The following is a 16,735-nucleotide window of genomic DNA, read 5'->3' as shown; positions in this document are numbered from 1 at the left end:
GGGCCTTTGCCCAAGTGCTCGCGGTAGATGCATCGGATATCGCTGCCGCAGATTGTGGTGCACTTGGTCTTTACCAACACCTGGCCGTATCCCGGCTTGGGTACTTCATACTCTGCGAATGCCACGGTGCTGTTGCCGGGCAGCATTGCCCCTTTCATCATGCGTTTGGTCATCTTACTCCTCCTGTACGATAGCTCTGCGGGCAAGGAATCGTTCCATCCTCGTCCCATAAGTCATGCCATGAATCGGCTTCCTTCCATAAGAATACCTGTCCCTTGATCAGGCGGTTGTTGCATTCGGCACCGCCGAGGAGATCGAGCTCCTCTTGCGTGAGAGGAGAGCTGAGAACACTTTCCAGGTTGCTTCTCAGGTTCCGCTCCTTGGTGGATTGGGGGATGGGAACGATGCCGTTGCCCCGTGCCCATTTCAGACAGATTGCCGCCGGGTGGACGTTGTGCTTTCTTGCAAGCTCGACTACGATCGGGTGCTCCATGTCCACTACATCCTCACTGGTGGTATCACGCTCGGGACGGTTGGGGGAGCCGAGCGGACTGTAGCCGATCGGGATGATGTCCTGCTCGGCCAGATAGGATCGGAATGCTGTCTGCTGGAAACAGGGATGCAGCTCCATCTCGTTTACCACAGGCCTGATGGAACACGATTGCAAGAGCAACTTCAGCTTGGGCACCGTCATATTGCTGGTACCGATATGGCGGACCAATCCTTGACGGACCAACTCCTCCATGGCCTGCCAGGTTTCCATGAACTCTTCATGAATGTAGGGCCGGGCGTCCGGACTGCGGCTGGAGACATCGCACTTGGGTGGATGGTAGTTGGGAAACGGCCAGTGGACCAAGTACAGGTCGAGGTAGTCAAGGCGCAGGTCCTTCAGGCTCTGTTTTGCCGACGCAATGACGTTCTTTTTCCCATGCATGTCGTTCCAGACCTTGCTCGTGATCCAAAGCTCTTTTCTGGGTATGGTGCTTGTATGCAGCACCTCTCCGATCTCCTTCTCATTGGCGTAGACGCTGGCACAGTCAATGTTGCGATATCCAATTTCCAAGGCAAGCTTGACGGCTTGGGCCATTTCGACGGCGCTGACATGGTCGCTGCCAAAGGTTCCTACTCCGATCACCGGCAATTGTGCACCCGTGGCGGGAATGGTAATGCTTGTGTGACTCATGCGGTCCTCCTCATCTCAAGCATACGGGGTTTCTCAGATATTACAATGCTTGATATGCGAAAAAGCTATATCGTTTTGCGAATATTGTGATACACTCACCGGTAATGAAACAGATTGGTTTGAAACTAAGATTCCAAGATGGCTATGACATGGCCGTCGCAAGCGGGGTGGTGCAATATGCAAGAGCAAAAGGTGATTGGCAGGTCAGGGGGCAAGGGCCGTGGTTCTTCTCCCTCGATCAGGAGGCGCTGTCGGAGTGCGATGCCCTGATCGCCCGCATCGAAGACGACCAGGAGGCGCTCCTGTGCGCCTCCTTGGGAATCCCGGTCGTTGATATTGCAGGCTCCTCCTCTCTCAAGCTCTTCAGTCAAGTGCGCAATGACGACTACCAGACCGGAGTGAGTGCCGGAACATACCTGAAGAAACTAGGCAGCAGGAACGTTGCCTGGTGCGGAGTCGACCAAGTGCACTGGGCACGTGAGCGCTTTGTTGGATTTGCCAGCAGCCTCAGCATGAATCCTTCGGACATTGCTTCCTTTTCACGGCCGCTTTCCTGGTGGAGGCAGTTGTATGAACCGTCGCAAGAGCTGGAATCATGGCTGGCGGGGTTGGAAAAACCCATCGGCTTGTTCTGTTGCAACGATCTTTCGGCGATGAAGGTTGAGCTGGCCTGCCAGCGGCTTTCGATCAGCATTCCCTCCGATGTCATGGTGCTGGGGGTGGATAATGAGACGTTGCTTTGCGAGTTGGCCAGCCCTTCAATTTCCAGCATCCAGCCCGACTGCAAGACGATCGGGTATGAGGCATCGGCCATGCTCGATGCGATGCTGAGCAACAGGCAAAGCGGGATGCATATCAGACGCATCGCTCCCGGCTCTGTTACCGAGCGTGAGAGCACCCGCTTGGTGTTGTGCGAAGATGAGCAGGTTGCGAATGCTCTTCGCTTGATAAAAGCACGTGCCACGTCGGGCTTGACAGCCAGTGATGTTGCAAGCGAGGCGACGATTTGCAGGCGCGCCCTTGAGATGCGGTTTCGGCAATTCCGCAAGCATACGATATGGGAGGAGATAACCTTTGAGAAGCTCGAGCAGGCCTGCCTGTTGCTGAACCACTCGAATGCAACCATCTCGCAGATCAGCGAACAGTGCGGTTTCGGTTCAGCCCATCGGTTCTACAGCTTGTTCAAGCGTGCCTATGAAATGACGCCCAATCAATACCGCTCCAAGAAACAACGCTTCTGATACTAGCCCCTGCCATCGCATCTATGGCATGATGGCGGTAGAGGTATGCCATGGAACTTATGCTTGATACTGCGAATCTTGCTGAAATCGAGAGAGGCCTTGCGACCTATCCCATCAGCGGGGTGACTTCCAATCCAACCATCATAAAGGCTGAGGGAGGCGTTGACTTTTTCCCCCATATGCAAAAGATAAGAAAGCTCATCGGCGAGCAGCGAAGCCTGCATGTGCAGGTCGTCAGTACCGATTGCCCTGCAATACTTGCAGAAGCCGAGAAAATCATCTCGTTGCTCGGCCCTTCCACGTTCATCAAAATCCCGGTTACCGAACAGGGGCTGGAAGCGATCCGCATCCTCTCCAAGAGAGGAGTCAATGTGACCGCAACCGCCATCTATACCACGCTGCAGGGTATTCTTGCCATGCAGAGCGGGGCCCGATACTTGGCTGTCTACTACAACAGGATGCTGAACATCGATATCGATGCGGCCAAGGTAATCAAGGAGTTGAGCTCCCTTTTGTGGGCGAACAGCTCCAGCTGCCAGGTCTTGGCGGCCAGTTTCAAGAACATCAACGAGATTACCACAGCGTATGCAAACGGGGCCGGTTGCTGTACGGTCCCCTACGCTTTGCTCTCCACCGGCCTTGCCATGCCCTCGATCACCAAGGCTGTCCAGGATTTCTCAAAGAACTGGGAAGAGGTATATGGAAAACGAACACTCCTCGATCTTTGAGCTGGCTCACAACGCACTCACGTATCGTCATCTCGAGGATGGATATATACAATTATTGCGATTCAATGAGAGTGACGGCCAGCCGTTCAACTCCCATCCTTTCTATCAGGCCATGGCCAAGACAAGTGCATCGATCTGCCTGCGTTTTGATACAAAAAGTGAGACGGTGGTGCACATCAAGCGGTACCATCAGTCACTGCTAGCCAAACGCGGTGGTCAGGTGCTCGATTTCGCAGCCCTCTACGGAAGGCCGCTTGACCTTTCCGAGACAATCGATGTGAGCATTGATGGGCAGGTGTCGCACCATCCTTTGGTAAGCGGCCCCCTTGTATTCCAAGCAGGGCGGGCTATTGCCATCCATTTGCCGTTGCACCATCAGGTGGGGGTTGCATTGGAAGGGGATGTGACTTCTGTTGCCAAGCAGAAAAAGACTCTGCTTCTGATGGGGGATTCCATCGTCCAGGGTGTGGGCATCCACCATCCTTCACAGAATCTGGCAAGTCAGCTGGGTTCCATCCTTGGGGTACAGGTTATCAACCAAGGCCTTGCCGGGGCGATGATCAATGCCAAGCTGGTGCAAAAGCTGGAGCTTGATCAACCTGTTGCCTCGATCCTGGTCAGCTTGGGAACCAATGACTGGACGATCAGGCAGACACTTGCCGAGATCCGAGGAGAGATGTTCGCCCTGTTGGGGCGAATCCGAAAGTTTTATCCCAAGGTCCCGGTTCTCCTGCTGACTCCGCTCTATCGCACCGATATTTTACAGGAAAAGCCTATGGGCAGCTTCAAGGAGCTTGCCCGGGCCATGGTCCAGGCTACGCGATGTTTTGCAGGGGTCGAAGTGGCGGATGGCCTCTCCCTCTCACTCAGGGATGCCTACGATGACCAATTCCTGCATCCCGACCACAGAGGGATTTCGTTTCTTGCCAAGTCGCTTGCCCCTCTGATTCCCTTTCAGCGGTAGGTTGCTTCCAGGAAAGCAACCGCTTCCTTGATGAGGTTCAATGCGCGTTCAATGTTTGAACGCTGCGTGCCGAAGTTCAGCCGAACGAACTGGCGGTAAGCCGTCCCTCCGAACCAGGTCCCGTCGTTGAAGGCCAGGTTTGCCCGTTGGCCGAAAAACCGGGAGAGCAGGCCTCCCTGGGCACTGGTTGAGCTGTCATAGAGCTGTGGATGTGCCTGTGCATCGCGTTCAACCAGGTCAAGGATGGCCGAGCAGTCCAACAAGCCGATGAATGAAGCCCGGGGTTTGATGAAAACAAGGGAAGGGACTTCCTTTTGCAACGTGTTCTCAATGATGTCTGCGTTCTTCTGCAAATAGACGAGCAACTCGTCAAGCCATTTTGCCCCGCTTTGATAGGAGGCAAGGGCGAGGGTTGTGGCAACCAGGGAAGGCTCGGCGATGAAGAGCTGCTCGAGACGGGTCAAGTAGCGTTGCTTCATGTCGGGATTGTTGAACAAGGTGACCGAGTAGTGCTCCCCGGCGATGTTGAAGGTCTTTGAGGGAGCCATGCAGACCACGGCTTCACAGCCGACCTGCCTTGCAGGTTCGAGCAGCGTGATGTGCTTGCCATAGCTCAGGTCTGCATGAATCTCATCGCAGATGATGACAACGTTGTTCTGCTTGGCTATGCCGCAGAGGCGGACAAGCTCCTGCTCGGAAAACACCAACCCCGTGGGGTTCTGGGGGGAACAGAAGATCAGGATCTTGGCTTGCTTGCAGAGTTGTTCATAGGCATCCCAGTCAAGGCTGAATGTATGGCTGTCCCGGTTGTATAGCAGAGGCCAGCCTAGTACATTCCGGTGCAGGTTGTTGACAATCCTGATGAACGGCTGATAAGCGGGGAGCGGTATGATGATACCGTCCCCCTCATCGGTAAGCAGCTCCACCAGCACTGCGATGCTGGTGAGCACTCCCTGGCTGATCACCACTTGGGCGGGCTGGATATCCATCTGATGACGTGCCTTTGCCCATGCACAGAAGACTTGCCGTTGGTTGTTGGCATACGGATAGCCGAAGATGGCGTGTTCGCTGAGGTTTCGTGCTTTTTGTGCTACCTCGGCAGCGACAGGAAAATCCATGTCTGCAACCCAAAACGGTTCTGCATCAGGATTTCCGCACAGGCTCTTGATTGCTTCCTTGTTCCACTTGACGGAGAGTGATGAACGGCGGTCGACCGACCGATCAAAATTATACTGCATCAGGGCGATACTCCACGGTGTAGGTCGAACGCGGATTGGGATACCTTCCGCTTTTCACCTTCTGTTTGAAAACAATAGCCTGGGTCGGGCAGCGGTGGTAACAGCCCAGGCAGCCGGTACAGGCCCTGTCGAATTCAGGTTTGCCGTTCACCATCTCGATGTTGAAGGAAGGGCACATGCGATAGCACAGGCCGCAGGAAATGCAGGCATCGGTGACGGTGAAATCGAGGGCCGTGTCCATGAAGGCGCGATGGATGGGTACCATGAAGTGGTTGATGGCAAGCCGGCTGAACGGCGGACGGAAGGGAAGCCTGATCTGTTCCTGCTTGATATCCTTGGCGATTTCTGCAATCTTCCTATCGGCTTTTGCATAGAGTTCGTCGATTTTCCCTTCTGTGGGAGCGGCCAGCAACGGAACATATCCATCAGGCATGACTACATGGTTGACATAGCTGGTGATCGCCCCGGCTTCCCTGAGCACCACATCCATGGCCTGGAAGGTGTATGCTTGGAACATGTACCGAGTGGCTATCTGGAAGAGGTACTTGACCGGACCCAGGTCTTGTTTTGCAAAAACTTCCTGGATGAAATGGGTTACCAGATTGGGAGGAAACCCTTTATAGACGGGAAATACAAAGCCGACCTGCTCGGTAAGTTCGAATGCCTGGTTTTGCATCAGGTGCGGGATCATCAAAATCCGGCAGTCGCCAAGCTCCGAAGCAAGACGCTTTGCGATGTAATAGCTGTTTCCCGTTCCGGAAAAACAGATGAGTGTTGTTTTCATGCAAGGGCCCCGGGGTCGAATGATGAGAGCAGGGAGCAGACATTTTGGGTGTCTTCATCGCTTAGGTCGAGATTGGTGACCAGACGCACACTCTCTCCTTCCGTGTTTGCCAGGATGCCGATGCGCGCAAGCTTCTTCACTACATCTTGGGCGCTGCAAGAGGGGACGGTGAAGAATATGATGTTGGTCTGCACTCCCTGGATATCCACTTCAGCCCATCCGGTCTTGACCAGGGTGTCGGCGATCGCCTTTGCGTGTGCATGGTCGTCCTTCAGGCGGTCGACATGATGCTGGAGGGCATAGAGCCCTGCAGCAGCGAGAATGCCGGTTTGCCGCATGCCCCCTCCGAGCAGCTTGCGTACGGTAAGGGCTTGGGAAATGAACTCCTTGTCTCCGCAGAGCATGCTTCCCACCGGGCAGCCCAGACCCTTGGAGAGGCAGAAGGTGATGGTGTCGGCATACTTGGCATAGGTCTTGACCGAAATACCGGTGGCTGCCTGTGCATTGAAAATCCTCGCTCCATCCATATGAACCTTCAGGTTGTGGGTGGATGCAAAGTCCTTGATCATCTCAAGGTTCTCAAGAGGGTAGCAGTATCCTCCGATAGTATTCTCCACCTCGATGAGGGCCGTAGCAGCCATATCGTAGGAACCTTGCTTGACCAAGGATTGGAGATCGGTTGCGTTGAGCACTCCCCGAGGTGCATGAACGGTGATCGGCAGGGCTCCGGCTATGGCTGCAATGGAGCCGATCTCATGCTGGATGATATGGCTGTTGGCTGCACACAGGACTTCCTTGGTCCGTCCTGCCTGGATGTACAGGCTGATAAGATTGCCCATGCTCCCCGAAGAGACAAAGAGAGCTTGTTCTTTTCCGGTAAGCTCGGCTGCCAGTTTTTCGAGTTTGGTCGTGGTGGGGTCTTCCCGATAGACATCATCCCCGACTTCAGCTGCGGCCATTGCTTTCCTCATTTCCAAGGTGGGTTTTGTAATCGTATCACTTCTGAGGTCAAATACCTGCATGCTCGCTCCTCCTGCTTCTGTAAAACTATACCGAACACCGCCCTTTCAGTCCAGCTAAAACGGAAGCAGGCCCCGCAATAAGGGCCTGCTTGGGATTTAGAACAACGACGTGGTGAGAAACACCGTGGACATCAGCGAGGAGACGAGTGAGACGACGGTGATCTGGGTGTTGATCGATGGTCCGGCGGTATCCTTGAAGGGATCGCCTACGGTATCTCCGACGACGGCCGCCTTATGGGCATCGGAACCTCTTCCTCCAAAATTGCCCGACTCGATATACTTTTTGGTGTTGTCCCAGAGACCTCCACTGTTGGACATGAAGAGGGCCAAGAGAAGGCCGCTGACAATGTTTCCCGCCAGAAATCCTCCGATGGCTTGCACGCCGCCGATGAACCCTACCAGCAACGTCGCAATAATGGCCATGAGCCCGGCAGGGATCAGCTCTTTCAGAGCGCCGACGGTAGCAATATCGATGCACCGGTCATACTCGGGCACCACCCCTTCAACCCCCTCTTTCAAGCCTTTGATCGTTTTGAATTGACGGTGGATTTCGGCGATCATGCGCTGTGCATTCCGGTCGACTCCCAATATCAGCATTGCACTGAATACTGCAGGAATGGCGGCTCCCACCAAGAGGCCGAAAAAGACATACGGATTCATGATATCGAACCCGCTCAAGAATTGTTCTCCCATCCCCAAAGCTTCGGCAGCCTCGTTGACTTCTGTCATGAAAGCCCCGAGCAGGGCGATGACGGTCAGTCCGGCTGCTGCGATGGCGAAGCCTTTGGTCACTGCTTTTACCGTGTTGCCGGCACTATCGAGTGAGTCGGTTATCGCCAAGGCCTTGTCTCCCAGGTTTGCCATCTCAACCAACCCGCGGGCATTGTCGACAATAGGGCCGTAGGCGTCGTTGGATATGATCATGCCGACAATGGAGAGCATGCCGACAGCTGCCATGGAGATGCCGAACATGGCATAGCCCGGGCCAAGCGGGTCGCAGACAAGATACGCCGCCAATGCAGCCGCCGCTATTCCTGCCATTGACGGAAATACACTGAGAAATCCATAGGACGCTCCGCCTAAAATGGTGAATGCCGGACCATTTTCTGACGCTTTTGCAACATGATGGACGGGATGCTTCTCGTCATTGGTAAAGTAGTCGCTGGCGATGCCTATGATGGTCCCGACTCCAAGGCCGATGATCGCCGCTGTCCACAACCGCCAGGAGATGCCAAGCAGTTGGGTTGCAAGTGCGGTAAATACGACATACAAGGTTGTGGTTACATAGGTGCTGCTGTTCAGCGCATGGTTGGGATTATCCGACTTTCCCATTTTTGCCGTTCCGACTCCGATGATGGAGGCAAGAAGGCCCAGGGCTGCAAAGCAAAATACGGTGGAGACATTCTTGGTGGAGGTTCCTGCGTCGAGGGAGATGCCCATCACCAAAGCCGCTGCCATGCTGGCGACATTGGAGTCAAACAGGTCGGCTCCCATACCTGCCACATCTCCCACATTGTCCCCGACATTGTCTGCAATGACAGCCGGGTTTCGTGGATCGTCCTCGGGGATTCCGAGTTCCACCTTCCCGACGAGGTCTGCGCTGATATCTGCAGTCTTGGTGAAAATTCCTCCTCCAGCCTTGGCGAACAAGGCCAATGAACTGGCACCAAAACTGAATCCAAGAATGGCTGTTGCATCGTTTGTAATCATGAGGACGAGGGTTACTCCCAGCAAACTGGTGCCCACAACCGCCATGCCCATGACCGCTCCACCTCGAAAGCCTGCAAGGAAGGCGAACTTGATGCCGGTCTGTGATGCTGTTGCGGCTTTGCGATTGGCGATGGTCGCCACTTGGATGCCGACTTTGCCTGCCAGGGCGGAAAAGGCGGCTCCAGCGAGAAACGAAACGGCCATGATAACGTTGTCCAAGGCTCCATTCCAGATTGGGGTGGGGATGAAGAGGAGGATTGCAAGTGCGACGATGCCGGTAAAGCAGGCCAGGATTGTGTACTCCCTCCTCAAAAATGTATTGGCACCTCTTTGGATGTACGATCCAATATGTTCGACCTTGCTATTTCCGGCCGGCTGGGCCTTGACCCAGGTGTACAACCAGAAAGCCATGCCGAAGGCGAGCAGTGCTATTGCTATTGAAACCAGCTGAATAATGGTAATCATATACATACCTACCTTGTAAGGTGCTGTGCACCATGATGAGTTCTCAAAGGAAAAAGGCAGACCCAATGGCCTACCATTGCAAAAAACCATGCTCAGCGTTTTTTCCCGTCTCGGTCATGCATGTAGACTACAAGATAAGCCTGGGAGGTGGGTAAGCGGCCTGAAAGGTGTTCGTATCTGTGGTGTTTGAATGAAATTGCAATTGCCGCGATGGTGCAGACTACACTCATCCAGGATGCCCAGCTCAGTCTTGCCTTGTTTGGATATGCCTCCGACGTCTCGCTGATCAAGTCCTGCTGCAAGGTTTGATGAATAGCCGAAAGCTGGGAAGAAGTGCTTTCCGCCGCAAGATTCAGAGGGCCGGCAATCGTAGGTTGCATTGGGGAGCCGAAAAGATACAAAACCAGGCCGATGATAACCAGCAACCAAGGCGAACATGCCTGAAAGCTGAACATGGTACCCTCCTGTATTGCATTCCCTCAATTAATATTATTCTAGGAAGGCGGGTGGTGGATGTCAAGGAATGGAAGGCGGCAAAAAGAAGATCCCCGGGAAAACCCGGGGATCGAAAATGCTGTGAATGTACAACTACTTGAGGTAGATGTCCTTGACCGGATGGTAATCCATGGTGTTGTTGTACCATCCGCCCCACTTGTTGGTATCGATCATGTTGATCGTTACGTAGTAGTAGAGAGGCATGATAGCCTGGTCTTCGTTGATCATGATGTCCTCAGCGGTCCGCAGAACACCAAAGCGGTCCTCCCCGGCGGGCATTCTTGCTGCTTCGTTGATCAGGACGTCATAGACCTCGTTGGAGTACTTTCCGCCGTTCATGCCGGCACCGGTGATGAACATGTCGAGGAAGGTGTTCGGATCCTGGTAGTCACCAACCCATCCGGCGCGTGCAACCTGGAAGTTGCCTTCGTTACGATTGGAGAGGTAGGTCTGCCATTCTTGGTTCTCAAGCACTACGTTGATGCCCAGGTTGTTCTTCCACTCCTGCTGAATGAATTCAGCAATCTGCTTGTGACCCTCGTTGGTGTTGTAGAGGATGGAAACAGTCGGGAAGCCGGCACCGTTGGGATATCCAGCCTGTGCAAGCATGTCCTGAGCCTTCGAGATGGCTTCGTCCATGGTCTCAAACGGGAACTCTAGTGCGGGGTATCCGGCCATCGGGGATACAATGCCCCAAGCAGGAATCTGTCCGGCCTTGGTCACGCCTTCAACCAGTGCTTCGCGGTCGACAGCATAGGAGAGAGCCTTTCTGACCAGCACGTTGTTGATCGGAGCTTTCTGGGTCTGGAATACATAGTAGTAGGTTGCAAGCTGCGGGGCGAGCTGGAAGTCGTCGCGCATCTGTGCGGCGTTGAGCTGATCCGGGGGAACGTTGGTTGCCCAGTCAATCTCGCCGTTGAGGTACATGTTGTAGTTGGTGGTATCGCTGTCGGAGGAGTAGAAGATGACCTTGTCAAGCTTTACGGCATCTGCATCCCAGTACTTCGGGTTCTTGGAAACGGTGATGGAGGTCTGTGCAACACGATCGGTGAGCACGAACGGGCCGTTTCCTACGAAGTTGGCGGGATCGGTCCAAGCGCTGCCGAACTTCTCGATGGCGTGCTTGGGAACGATTGCGAAGCTGTAGTGGGTCAGGGCATCGACTGCATACGGAAGCGGTCCGATGAGGTCCATCTGGAAGGTGTAGTCGTCAAGGGCGCGGATACCGACAGCCTCGGGACCAGCCTCTCCAGCGTTGAACTCGGATGCACCGGCAAGGAACATGCAGGGGAACCAAGCATAGGGACCGGCGGTTGCGGGATCCAAAATCCTCAGCCAGCTGTATACGACATCATGGGCGGTGATGGGCTTTCCATCGGACCATACGGCGTTCTTGCGAAGCTTGAAAGTATATTGGGTTCCGTCTTCATTGGCTTCCCAGCTTTCAGCAACGCCGGGGACTGCAAGGGCAGTCTCAGGATCGTTTGCCACCAGACCTTCGAAGAGAGCCTCGAAAATTCTGTGCTCGGGAACACCCTGAATGAGTGCGGGGTCCAAGGATTCGGGTTCAGCACCATTGGTGATGCGGAATACGATCTCATCTTTAGCCACAGCTGCAGGAGCCGGGGCGGCGGGTGCCGGTGCCGGAGCAGCCGTTACAGCAGGAGCGGGAGCCGGAGCTGCAGGTGCCGGCGTCGTGGTTGCGGCCGGTGCAGGTGCTTCTTCCTTCTTTCCACAGGAAATAAAGAGGGCACTTACAAGCAGGACGCAAAGCATGATAGCCAGAAATTTCTTCATAGACATATCTCCTTGTAATTCTAAGTGTAAACGTTCAACTTAGCTTAAATCACATTAAACCATGAATCAAGAGAAAACGCAAATAGGTTTGGCTGAAAACAGGCTTGGACTGGATGATTCACATTGAATTTATGCATTTTTTGCATACATTACAGGAGGGCTTGCCCATGACCAGAGTACAAGAATACAGTATACTGATATGATATTGCGAGGTGCTGCATGGTACGACACACTACCTATAGAAAACATGATGGAATTGTTTATGGAATTACCCGTACATTTCATATCCTGTGTCTGGTATTTACCCTCTTTCTCATCTGGGGCTTATCGCTGAACATCGCTGAAGGGGTAAGGTTGATCACCATGCCCCATATTCCTGTCCTGATATTGCTCAGTCTTGCCGGTACACTCTACCGGGACAGCTGGTACTTCAACACGCAGGACAATACGGTTACGAGCATCTACGGGTTTGCTTGGATTTGTAAACGAGAGACGTTCTCGTTTTCGGAGGTGGAGCGGTTGGAGCTTACCCACTTTGTCAGGGGAAGCAGCGACAAAAATGCAAAACCGACCAAGCGTCGTCTCAGGGCAATGATGGTCCTGTCTCTCAGACTGAAGGATGATCAGGTCAAAACAATCGAGGTTATTGCCGAAAAAACTTCAGGGGGAAGAACCGAGTCCTCATTGCAGGCCATTGCAGCCGTTACAGGCCTTCCGATGTATGTGGACCGGCCTCGTGATTTGGACCTCGACGTATCCTACAAGGATCTTTGATATGAAGAAGCCACCCGGTCGGGTGGCTTCAATAATCAGATGCTCTTGTTGGCGTCGGCCTGTGCTTCCTCCATGCTTACCTTGCTGTGGTCCTTGGTATCATAGAGCCAGCAGGCGACCTGGTGCTTGTCCTCGATGTCGAACATCGGGGGTACGTGGCAGGAGCACCAAGGCATCCGTTTGGGACAACGGTCGTAGAAGTAGCAGCCGTTGCGCTCCTTGTCCGGTGAAGGTACGTCACCGGTAAGGATGATGCGCTTCCTCTCACGCTCGATCTTTGGGTCGGGAATCGGGGCGGCGCTGAGCAGGGCGGTGGTATAGGGGTGCAAAGGATTGTCGTACAACCGCACTGCATCGCTGATCTCGACGATCTTGCCGAGGTACATGACCGCCACACGGGTGGAGATGTGCTGGATGACCGCCAAGTCATGGGCGATGAAGATGTAGGTGAGGCCGAACTCCTTCTGCAGGTCTCCCAGCAGATTCAGAATCTGGGACTGGATCGATACGTCCAAGGCGGAAACCGGCTCATCGGCGAGGATGATTTTGGGATTGAGGGCCAGAGCCCTGGCTATTCCGATCCTCTGGCGCTGGCCGCCGCTGAATTCGTGGGGATAGCGGTTCTTGAACGCCTTGTTCAAACCGACGCGCTCCATCAGGTTTTCGACTTTGCGCTCGATGTCCAAAGCCGAGAGCGGCTTATCCAATAATTTGCGGTTGTTGTAGATGACCAGAGGTTCTGCAATGATGGACCGAACCGTCATGCGGGGGTCGAGCGACGCATAAGGATCCTGAAAGATCATCTGGATGTCGCGTCGCGCTTTGAGCATTGTTTTCTGGTCGGCCTTGACCAAGTCAATACCGTCGAAGATGACGCTGCCGCTGGTGGGTTTGTAAAGCTGGGCGATGGAGCGCACCGTGGTGGATTTTCCGCAACCTGACTCTCCTACGATGCCGAGTGTCTCACCGGGGTATACATCAAAGGAGATGCCGTCAACTGCACGAATTGCACCAACTTGTTTCTGCAACAGCATTCCGCTGGTAATGGGGAAGTGCTGCTTCAGGTCCCTGACTTCCAAAAGGGGTTTTTTCGGTGTGTTCATGTTGCCTTCTCCTCTCCATTTGCTTCTTTCAGTGCCTTGGTTTTTTCTGCTTCATCAGCATACAGCCAGCAGGCGACTTCGTGTCCCTTTCCCAAATCCTTTACCGGCGGGTATGCATGGCGGCATACTTCCATCGCCTTGTGGCAGCGGGGGTGGAAGGGACAGCAGGGAGGAAGGTCGATCACGTTCGGCGGTTGGCCCTCGATGGAGAAGAGCCTGTTGCCCTTCTTGGTGGTATCCATGCGGGGAACACTCTTGATGAGGCCTTCGGTATATGGATGGGACGGTCTTTCGTAGAGGTCTTCAGTAGCTGCCTTTTCTACAATTTTTCCGGCATACATGACGCAGACCTGGTTGCACATGCCTGCAACCACGCCAAGGTCGTGGGTGATGAGAATGACTGCGGTACCCATTCTGGTACTGAGTTTGTCGATCAACTCTAGAATCTGGGCCTGGATGGTTACGTCCAAGGCAGTGGTCGGTTCGTCGGCCACCAGGACCTGGGCGTTGCAGGAGAGTGCCATGGCGATCATGACACGCTGGCGCATGCCGCCGGAGAACTGGTGGGGGTAGTTTTGGATTCGTTTCTCAGCTGATGGGATGCCTACCAACTTGAGCATGTCGATCGAGCGCTTGAGCGCCTCCTGCTTGGAGACATCCTTCTCATGCAGGCGGATGGTCTCAACCATCTGCGTGGAAATCCTGAGGAAGGGGTTGAGGCTGGTCATGGGGTCTTGGAAAATCATGGAAATCTTGTTGCCCCGAATCTCGCGCATCTCTTTCTCGGAAAGCTTGAGGATGTCGACACCTTCGAAGAGGGCTTCTCCTCCCACGACCTTGCCCGGAGGGGAGGGAATGAGGCGCATGATGGAGAGATTCGTGACGCTCTTGCCGCTGCCGCTCTCCCCGACGATGCCCAAGGTTTCTCCTTCATGGAGCGTAAATGACACCCCGTCTACGGCTTTGACGATGCCGGCGTCGGTTTTGAAATATGTTCTGAGGTCCTTTACTTCGAGGACCACTTTTGCTTCGGTATTCAGACTCATGTGGGTCCTCCTAAAGTTGGTTCTTGCTCTGTGGATCGAATGCATCCCTCAAGCCATCACCGAAAAAGTTCATGGCAAAAAGGAAGATGGTCATGGCAATAGCAGGGAAGATCAACTTCCATGGATACAGCGTCATGCCGTTGACAGCGTCTCCTACGAGGGAACCCCACGATGCATACGGAGCCTGAACCCCGAGACCGAGGAAGGAGAGGAAGGACTCCTGCATGATGAATGCGGGAACCCTGAGCGTTGAATAGACAATGATGACGGAAAGTGAGTTGGGGACCATATGGCGGAAAATGATGCGTCCGGTGGAAGCTCCCATGCTGCGGGCTGCCTCAACGTACTCGCTGTTCTTCAGGCTCATGACCTGGCCGCGCACCATGCGGGCGACGGTCAGCCAGCTGACCATTGCCAGGGCAACGAAGAGGTTCATGATATTGCGTCCGAAGATTGCCATGAAAATGATGACCAGCAGCATGTAGGGCAGGCCGTACATGATGTCGACAAAGCGCATGAGGAAGAAATCGATCTTACCGCCTGCGTACCCGGCGATGGCGCCGAGGACAATGCCGATGATGACGCTGGTGATGGTTCCGATCAAGCCGATGGCGATGGATACCTGCCCGCCGTAGATGATGCGTGAGAGCATGTCGCGGCCGCTGTAATCGGTTCCGAGGAAGTACCTGCGCTCGTGCTTCTTGGTTGCATTGATTTCGGCGGTGAGCTGCTCGTTTACCTTGATCTCCCGGTCGATGGGGAACTGTGCATTGCCTTCGCTGATTTCCTTGCGGAGCTCACGCTCTGCATTTCGGGTGATGGTGGTTTTGATTTTCCCCAAGAGATTGGTCTTGCCCATGGAGGCAATCCCCTTCTCCCCGAGAGTGTCCATCTCGATCTCAAGGTTGGCTGCATACTCTTCTTCACTCAAGTCGGGAGTCGAAGCCTTGAGATTGTTGAGCACCTGGCTGCGGATTTCGTCCCTGGTCTGCTTCTCGATGACGGCGATATCGATCTTCAGTAAATCGGCGTAGATGGCTTCAATCTCGCTGAAATCCATACGGGCGAGATTGTGCACCTTTTGGGTGGCGGGATCGGTCCACAAGACCTTGTCGACGCTTATTAAAAATTCAGTGTCGATCTTCTCCTGCAGGCGCTCGATGGTTCTCTGGTCGGCGCTGCTGAACGTGAACGTTCCTGCTTCCTTCTGACGTTCTCCCTCTGCATAGCAGAAGTCCCACACCTTGTTGGTTTCATTTGCTGCAATCCACTCCCTGATCTGGGCGGATTGTTCTTCGGTAACCTTGAGCGTCCCCGCTCTCCATGCCTTGAAATAGAGGTCTTCAAGCTTGGTCTCCATCATCAGGTCGCCGGCATTCTTGGTAAACGAGGGGCGAAGGTGCTGGTGGTCAAGGATGATCTGATCATAGGGATGGATGGGCAGGAACATGGCGCTGGCTGCGAGAATTGAGTACACGACGACAACGATCATGCCGATGACCGCCATTTTGTTTTTCTTCAGTCTTCTGAAGGCATCCTTGCCGAGGCTGTTGCCTTCAACGACCTGGTCAAACTCGTTGAGGGCCGTCAGTTTTGCTTTGTTTCTTGTAAAGAACATGGTCCTCTCCTTATTTGTAGGTAATTCGCGGGTCGAGTTGGGCGTAGACGATGTCTACGATGAAGTTCATGATAATCAGAATGACCGAGTATACAATGACAACACCCACGATCAGGGTATAGTCACGGTTGAAGGAGCTCTGGACAAAGAACTTGCCCAAGCCTGGCACACGGAAAATCTGCTCAACAACAATCGAGCCGGTGATGATACCTGCAAATGCGGGACCGAGATAGCTGACGATCGGGAGCATTGCCCCTTTCATGGCATGCTTGAAAATAATGGCGGTGCTCTTCATGCCCTTGGCTTTGGCCGTGCGGATATAGTCGCTTCTGAGCGTCTCCAGCATGGATGAGCGGGTAAGTCGTGCGATGTTTGCAAAGTAGGCAAACGAGAGGGAGAGGGCCGGAAGAATGACAGTCTTCCATCCTTCGCCGGTGGTGTACCAACCGCTGGTGGGCAGCCATTTGAGTTTCATCGCAAAGATCAGCTGCAAAACCGGTGCAATGACAAAGAGCGGAACCGAGATGCCGATGACGGCTATCCCCATGCTCAGGTAATCGATCCATG

The 16,735-nt window shown here is 54.0% G+C and carries 13 protein-coding genes and 2 pseudogenes; 4 read left to right on the top strand and 11 right to left on the bottom strand.

Going from position 1 to position 16,735, the window contains the following annotated elements; translation table 11 throughout:
• Nucleotides 1-169 precede the first annotated feature (169 nt).
• Nucleotides 170-1,183, bottom strand: a complete 1,014-nt coding sequence (locus B3F49_RS10745) for an aldo/keto reductase (RefSeq protein ID WP_293910952.1) — start codon at nucleotides 1,181-1,183, stop codon at nucleotides 170-172.
• A gap of 104 nt (nucleotides 1,184-1,287) precedes the next feature.
• Here B3F49_RS10745 and B3F49_RS10740 point away from each other — a divergent pair, with 104 nt between their 5' ends.
• Genes B3F49_RS10740 through B3F49_RS10730 form a run of 3 tightly spaced genes read left to right on the top strand, consistent with a single transcriptional unit; the run spans nucleotide 1,288 to nucleotide 4,116 of the window.
• The gene (locus B3F49_RS10740) at nucleotides 1,288-2,424 is read left to right on the top strand and encodes a XylR family transcriptional regulator (RefSeq protein ID WP_293910950.1); all 1,137 of its coding nucleotides are present in this window, start codon (nucleotides 1,288-1,290) and stop codon (nucleotides 2,422-2,424) included.
• Nucleotides 2,425-2,474: 50 nt separating this feature from the next.
• Complete coding sequence (locus B3F49_RS10735) at nucleotides 2,475-3,152, top strand: fructose-6-phosphate aldolase (RefSeq protein WP_293891830.1); 678 nt, start codon at nucleotides 2,475-2,477, stop codon at nucleotides 3,150-3,152.
• A complete protein-coding gene (locus tag B3F49_RS10730; protein ID WP_293910948.1) occupies nucleotides 3,124-4,116 on the top strand; it encodes an SGNH/GDSL hydrolase family protein in 993 nt (330 codons plus the stop codon). Before B3F49_RS10735 ends, B3F49_RS10730 begins: the two co-directional genes overlap by 29 nt.
• Here B3F49_RS10730 and B3F49_RS10725 read toward each other — a convergent pair.
• The 5 genes from B3F49_RS10725 to B3F49_RS10705 form a co-directional block, all read right to left on the bottom strand.
• Entirely contained in the window at nucleotides 4,107-5,354 is a 1,248-nt protein-coding gene (locus B3F49_RS10725; protein WP_293910946.1) for a MalY/PatB family protein, read from the bottom strand. The two genes, B3F49_RS10730 and B3F49_RS10725, sit on opposite strands and share 10 nt — an antisense overlap.
• Nucleotides 5,344-6,138, bottom strand: coding sequence for an EFR1 family ferrodoxin (locus B3F49_RS10720; RefSeq protein ID WP_293910944.1), 795 nt, complete (start codon nucleotides 6,136-6,138; stop codon nucleotides 5,344-5,346). The genes B3F49_RS10725 and B3F49_RS10720 overlap by 11 nt, the downstream gene beginning before the upstream one ends.
• Nucleotides 6,135-7,160 (bottom strand): threonine aldolase family protein, encoded by a 1,026-nt coding sequence (locus tag B3F49_RS10715; RefSeq protein WP_293910942.1) that lies wholly within the window; start codon nucleotides 7,158-7,160, stop codon nucleotides 6,135-6,137. Before B3F49_RS10715 ends, B3F49_RS10720 begins: the two co-directional genes overlap by 4 nt.
• Nucleotides 7,161-7,256: 96 nt before the next feature.
• Entirely contained in the window at nucleotides 7,257-9,335 is a 2,079-nt protein-coding gene (locus B3F49_RS10710; RefSeq protein WP_293910940.1) for a sodium-translocating pyrophosphatase, read from the bottom strand.
• 588 nt (nucleotides 9,336-9,923) lie between these two features.
• Nucleotides 9,924-11,627 (bottom strand): peptide ABC transporter substrate-binding protein, encoded by a 1,704-nt coding sequence (locus tag B3F49_RS10705; RefSeq protein WP_293891846.1) that lies wholly within the window; start codon nucleotides 11,625-11,627, stop codon nucleotides 9,924-9,926.
• 219 nt (nucleotides 11,628-11,846) lie between these two features.
• Here B3F49_RS10705 and B3F49_RS10700 point away from each other — a divergent pair, with 219 nt between their 5' ends.
• Nucleotides 11,847-12,401 carry a hypothetical protein gene (locus B3F49_RS10700; RefSeq protein WP_293891849.1) on the top strand — a complete coding sequence of 185 codons (555 nt, stop codon included), beginning with the start codon at nucleotides 11,847-11,849 and terminating at the stop codon, nucleotides 12,399-12,401.
• 35 nt (nucleotides 12,402-12,436) lie between these two features.
• Here B3F49_RS10700 and B3F49_RS10695 read toward each other — a convergent pair whose 3' ends face one another.
• The 5 genes and pseudogenes from B3F49_RS10695 to B3F49_RS10680 all read right to left on the bottom strand — a co-directional run.
• A complete protein-coding gene (locus B3F49_RS10695) occupies nucleotides 12,437-13,504 on the bottom strand; it encodes an ABC transporter ATP-binding protein (protein WP_293891852.1) in 1,068 nt (355 codons plus the stop codon).
• Complete coding sequence (locus tag B3F49_RS10690) at nucleotides 13,501-14,550, bottom strand: ABC transporter ATP-binding protein (protein WP_293910938.1); 1,050 nt, start codon at nucleotides 14,548-14,550, stop codon at nucleotides 13,501-13,503. The genes B3F49_RS10695 and B3F49_RS10690 overlap by 4 nt, the downstream gene beginning before the upstream one ends.
• A 10-nt stretch (nucleotides 14,551-14,560) precedes the next feature.
• Nucleotides 14,561-15,247 (bottom strand): annotated as a pseudogene (locus tag B3F49_RS12360) (ABC transporter permease); the annotation flags it as partial.
• A 705-nt stretch (nucleotides 15,248-15,952) separates the two neighbouring features.
• Nucleotides 15,953-16,168: pseudogene (locus tag B3F49_RS12355) on the bottom strand (ABC transporter permease); the annotation flags it as partial.
• Nucleotides 16,169-16,178: 10 nt separating this feature from the next.
• Nucleotides 16,179-16,735, bottom strand: a 557-nt coding sequence (locus tag B3F49_RS10680) for an ABC transporter permease (protein WP_293910936.1), incomplete at its 5' end; no start/stop codon positions are given.

The sequence above is a fragment of the Sphaerochaeta sp. UBA5836 genome (assembly GCF_002432845.1).
In the GTDB taxonomy this organism is placed as follows: Bacteria; Spirochaetota; Spirochaetia; order Sphaerochaetales; family Sphaerochaetaceae; genus Sphaerochaeta.
This window is presented reverse-complemented; position numbering and strand designations above follow the sequence as displayed.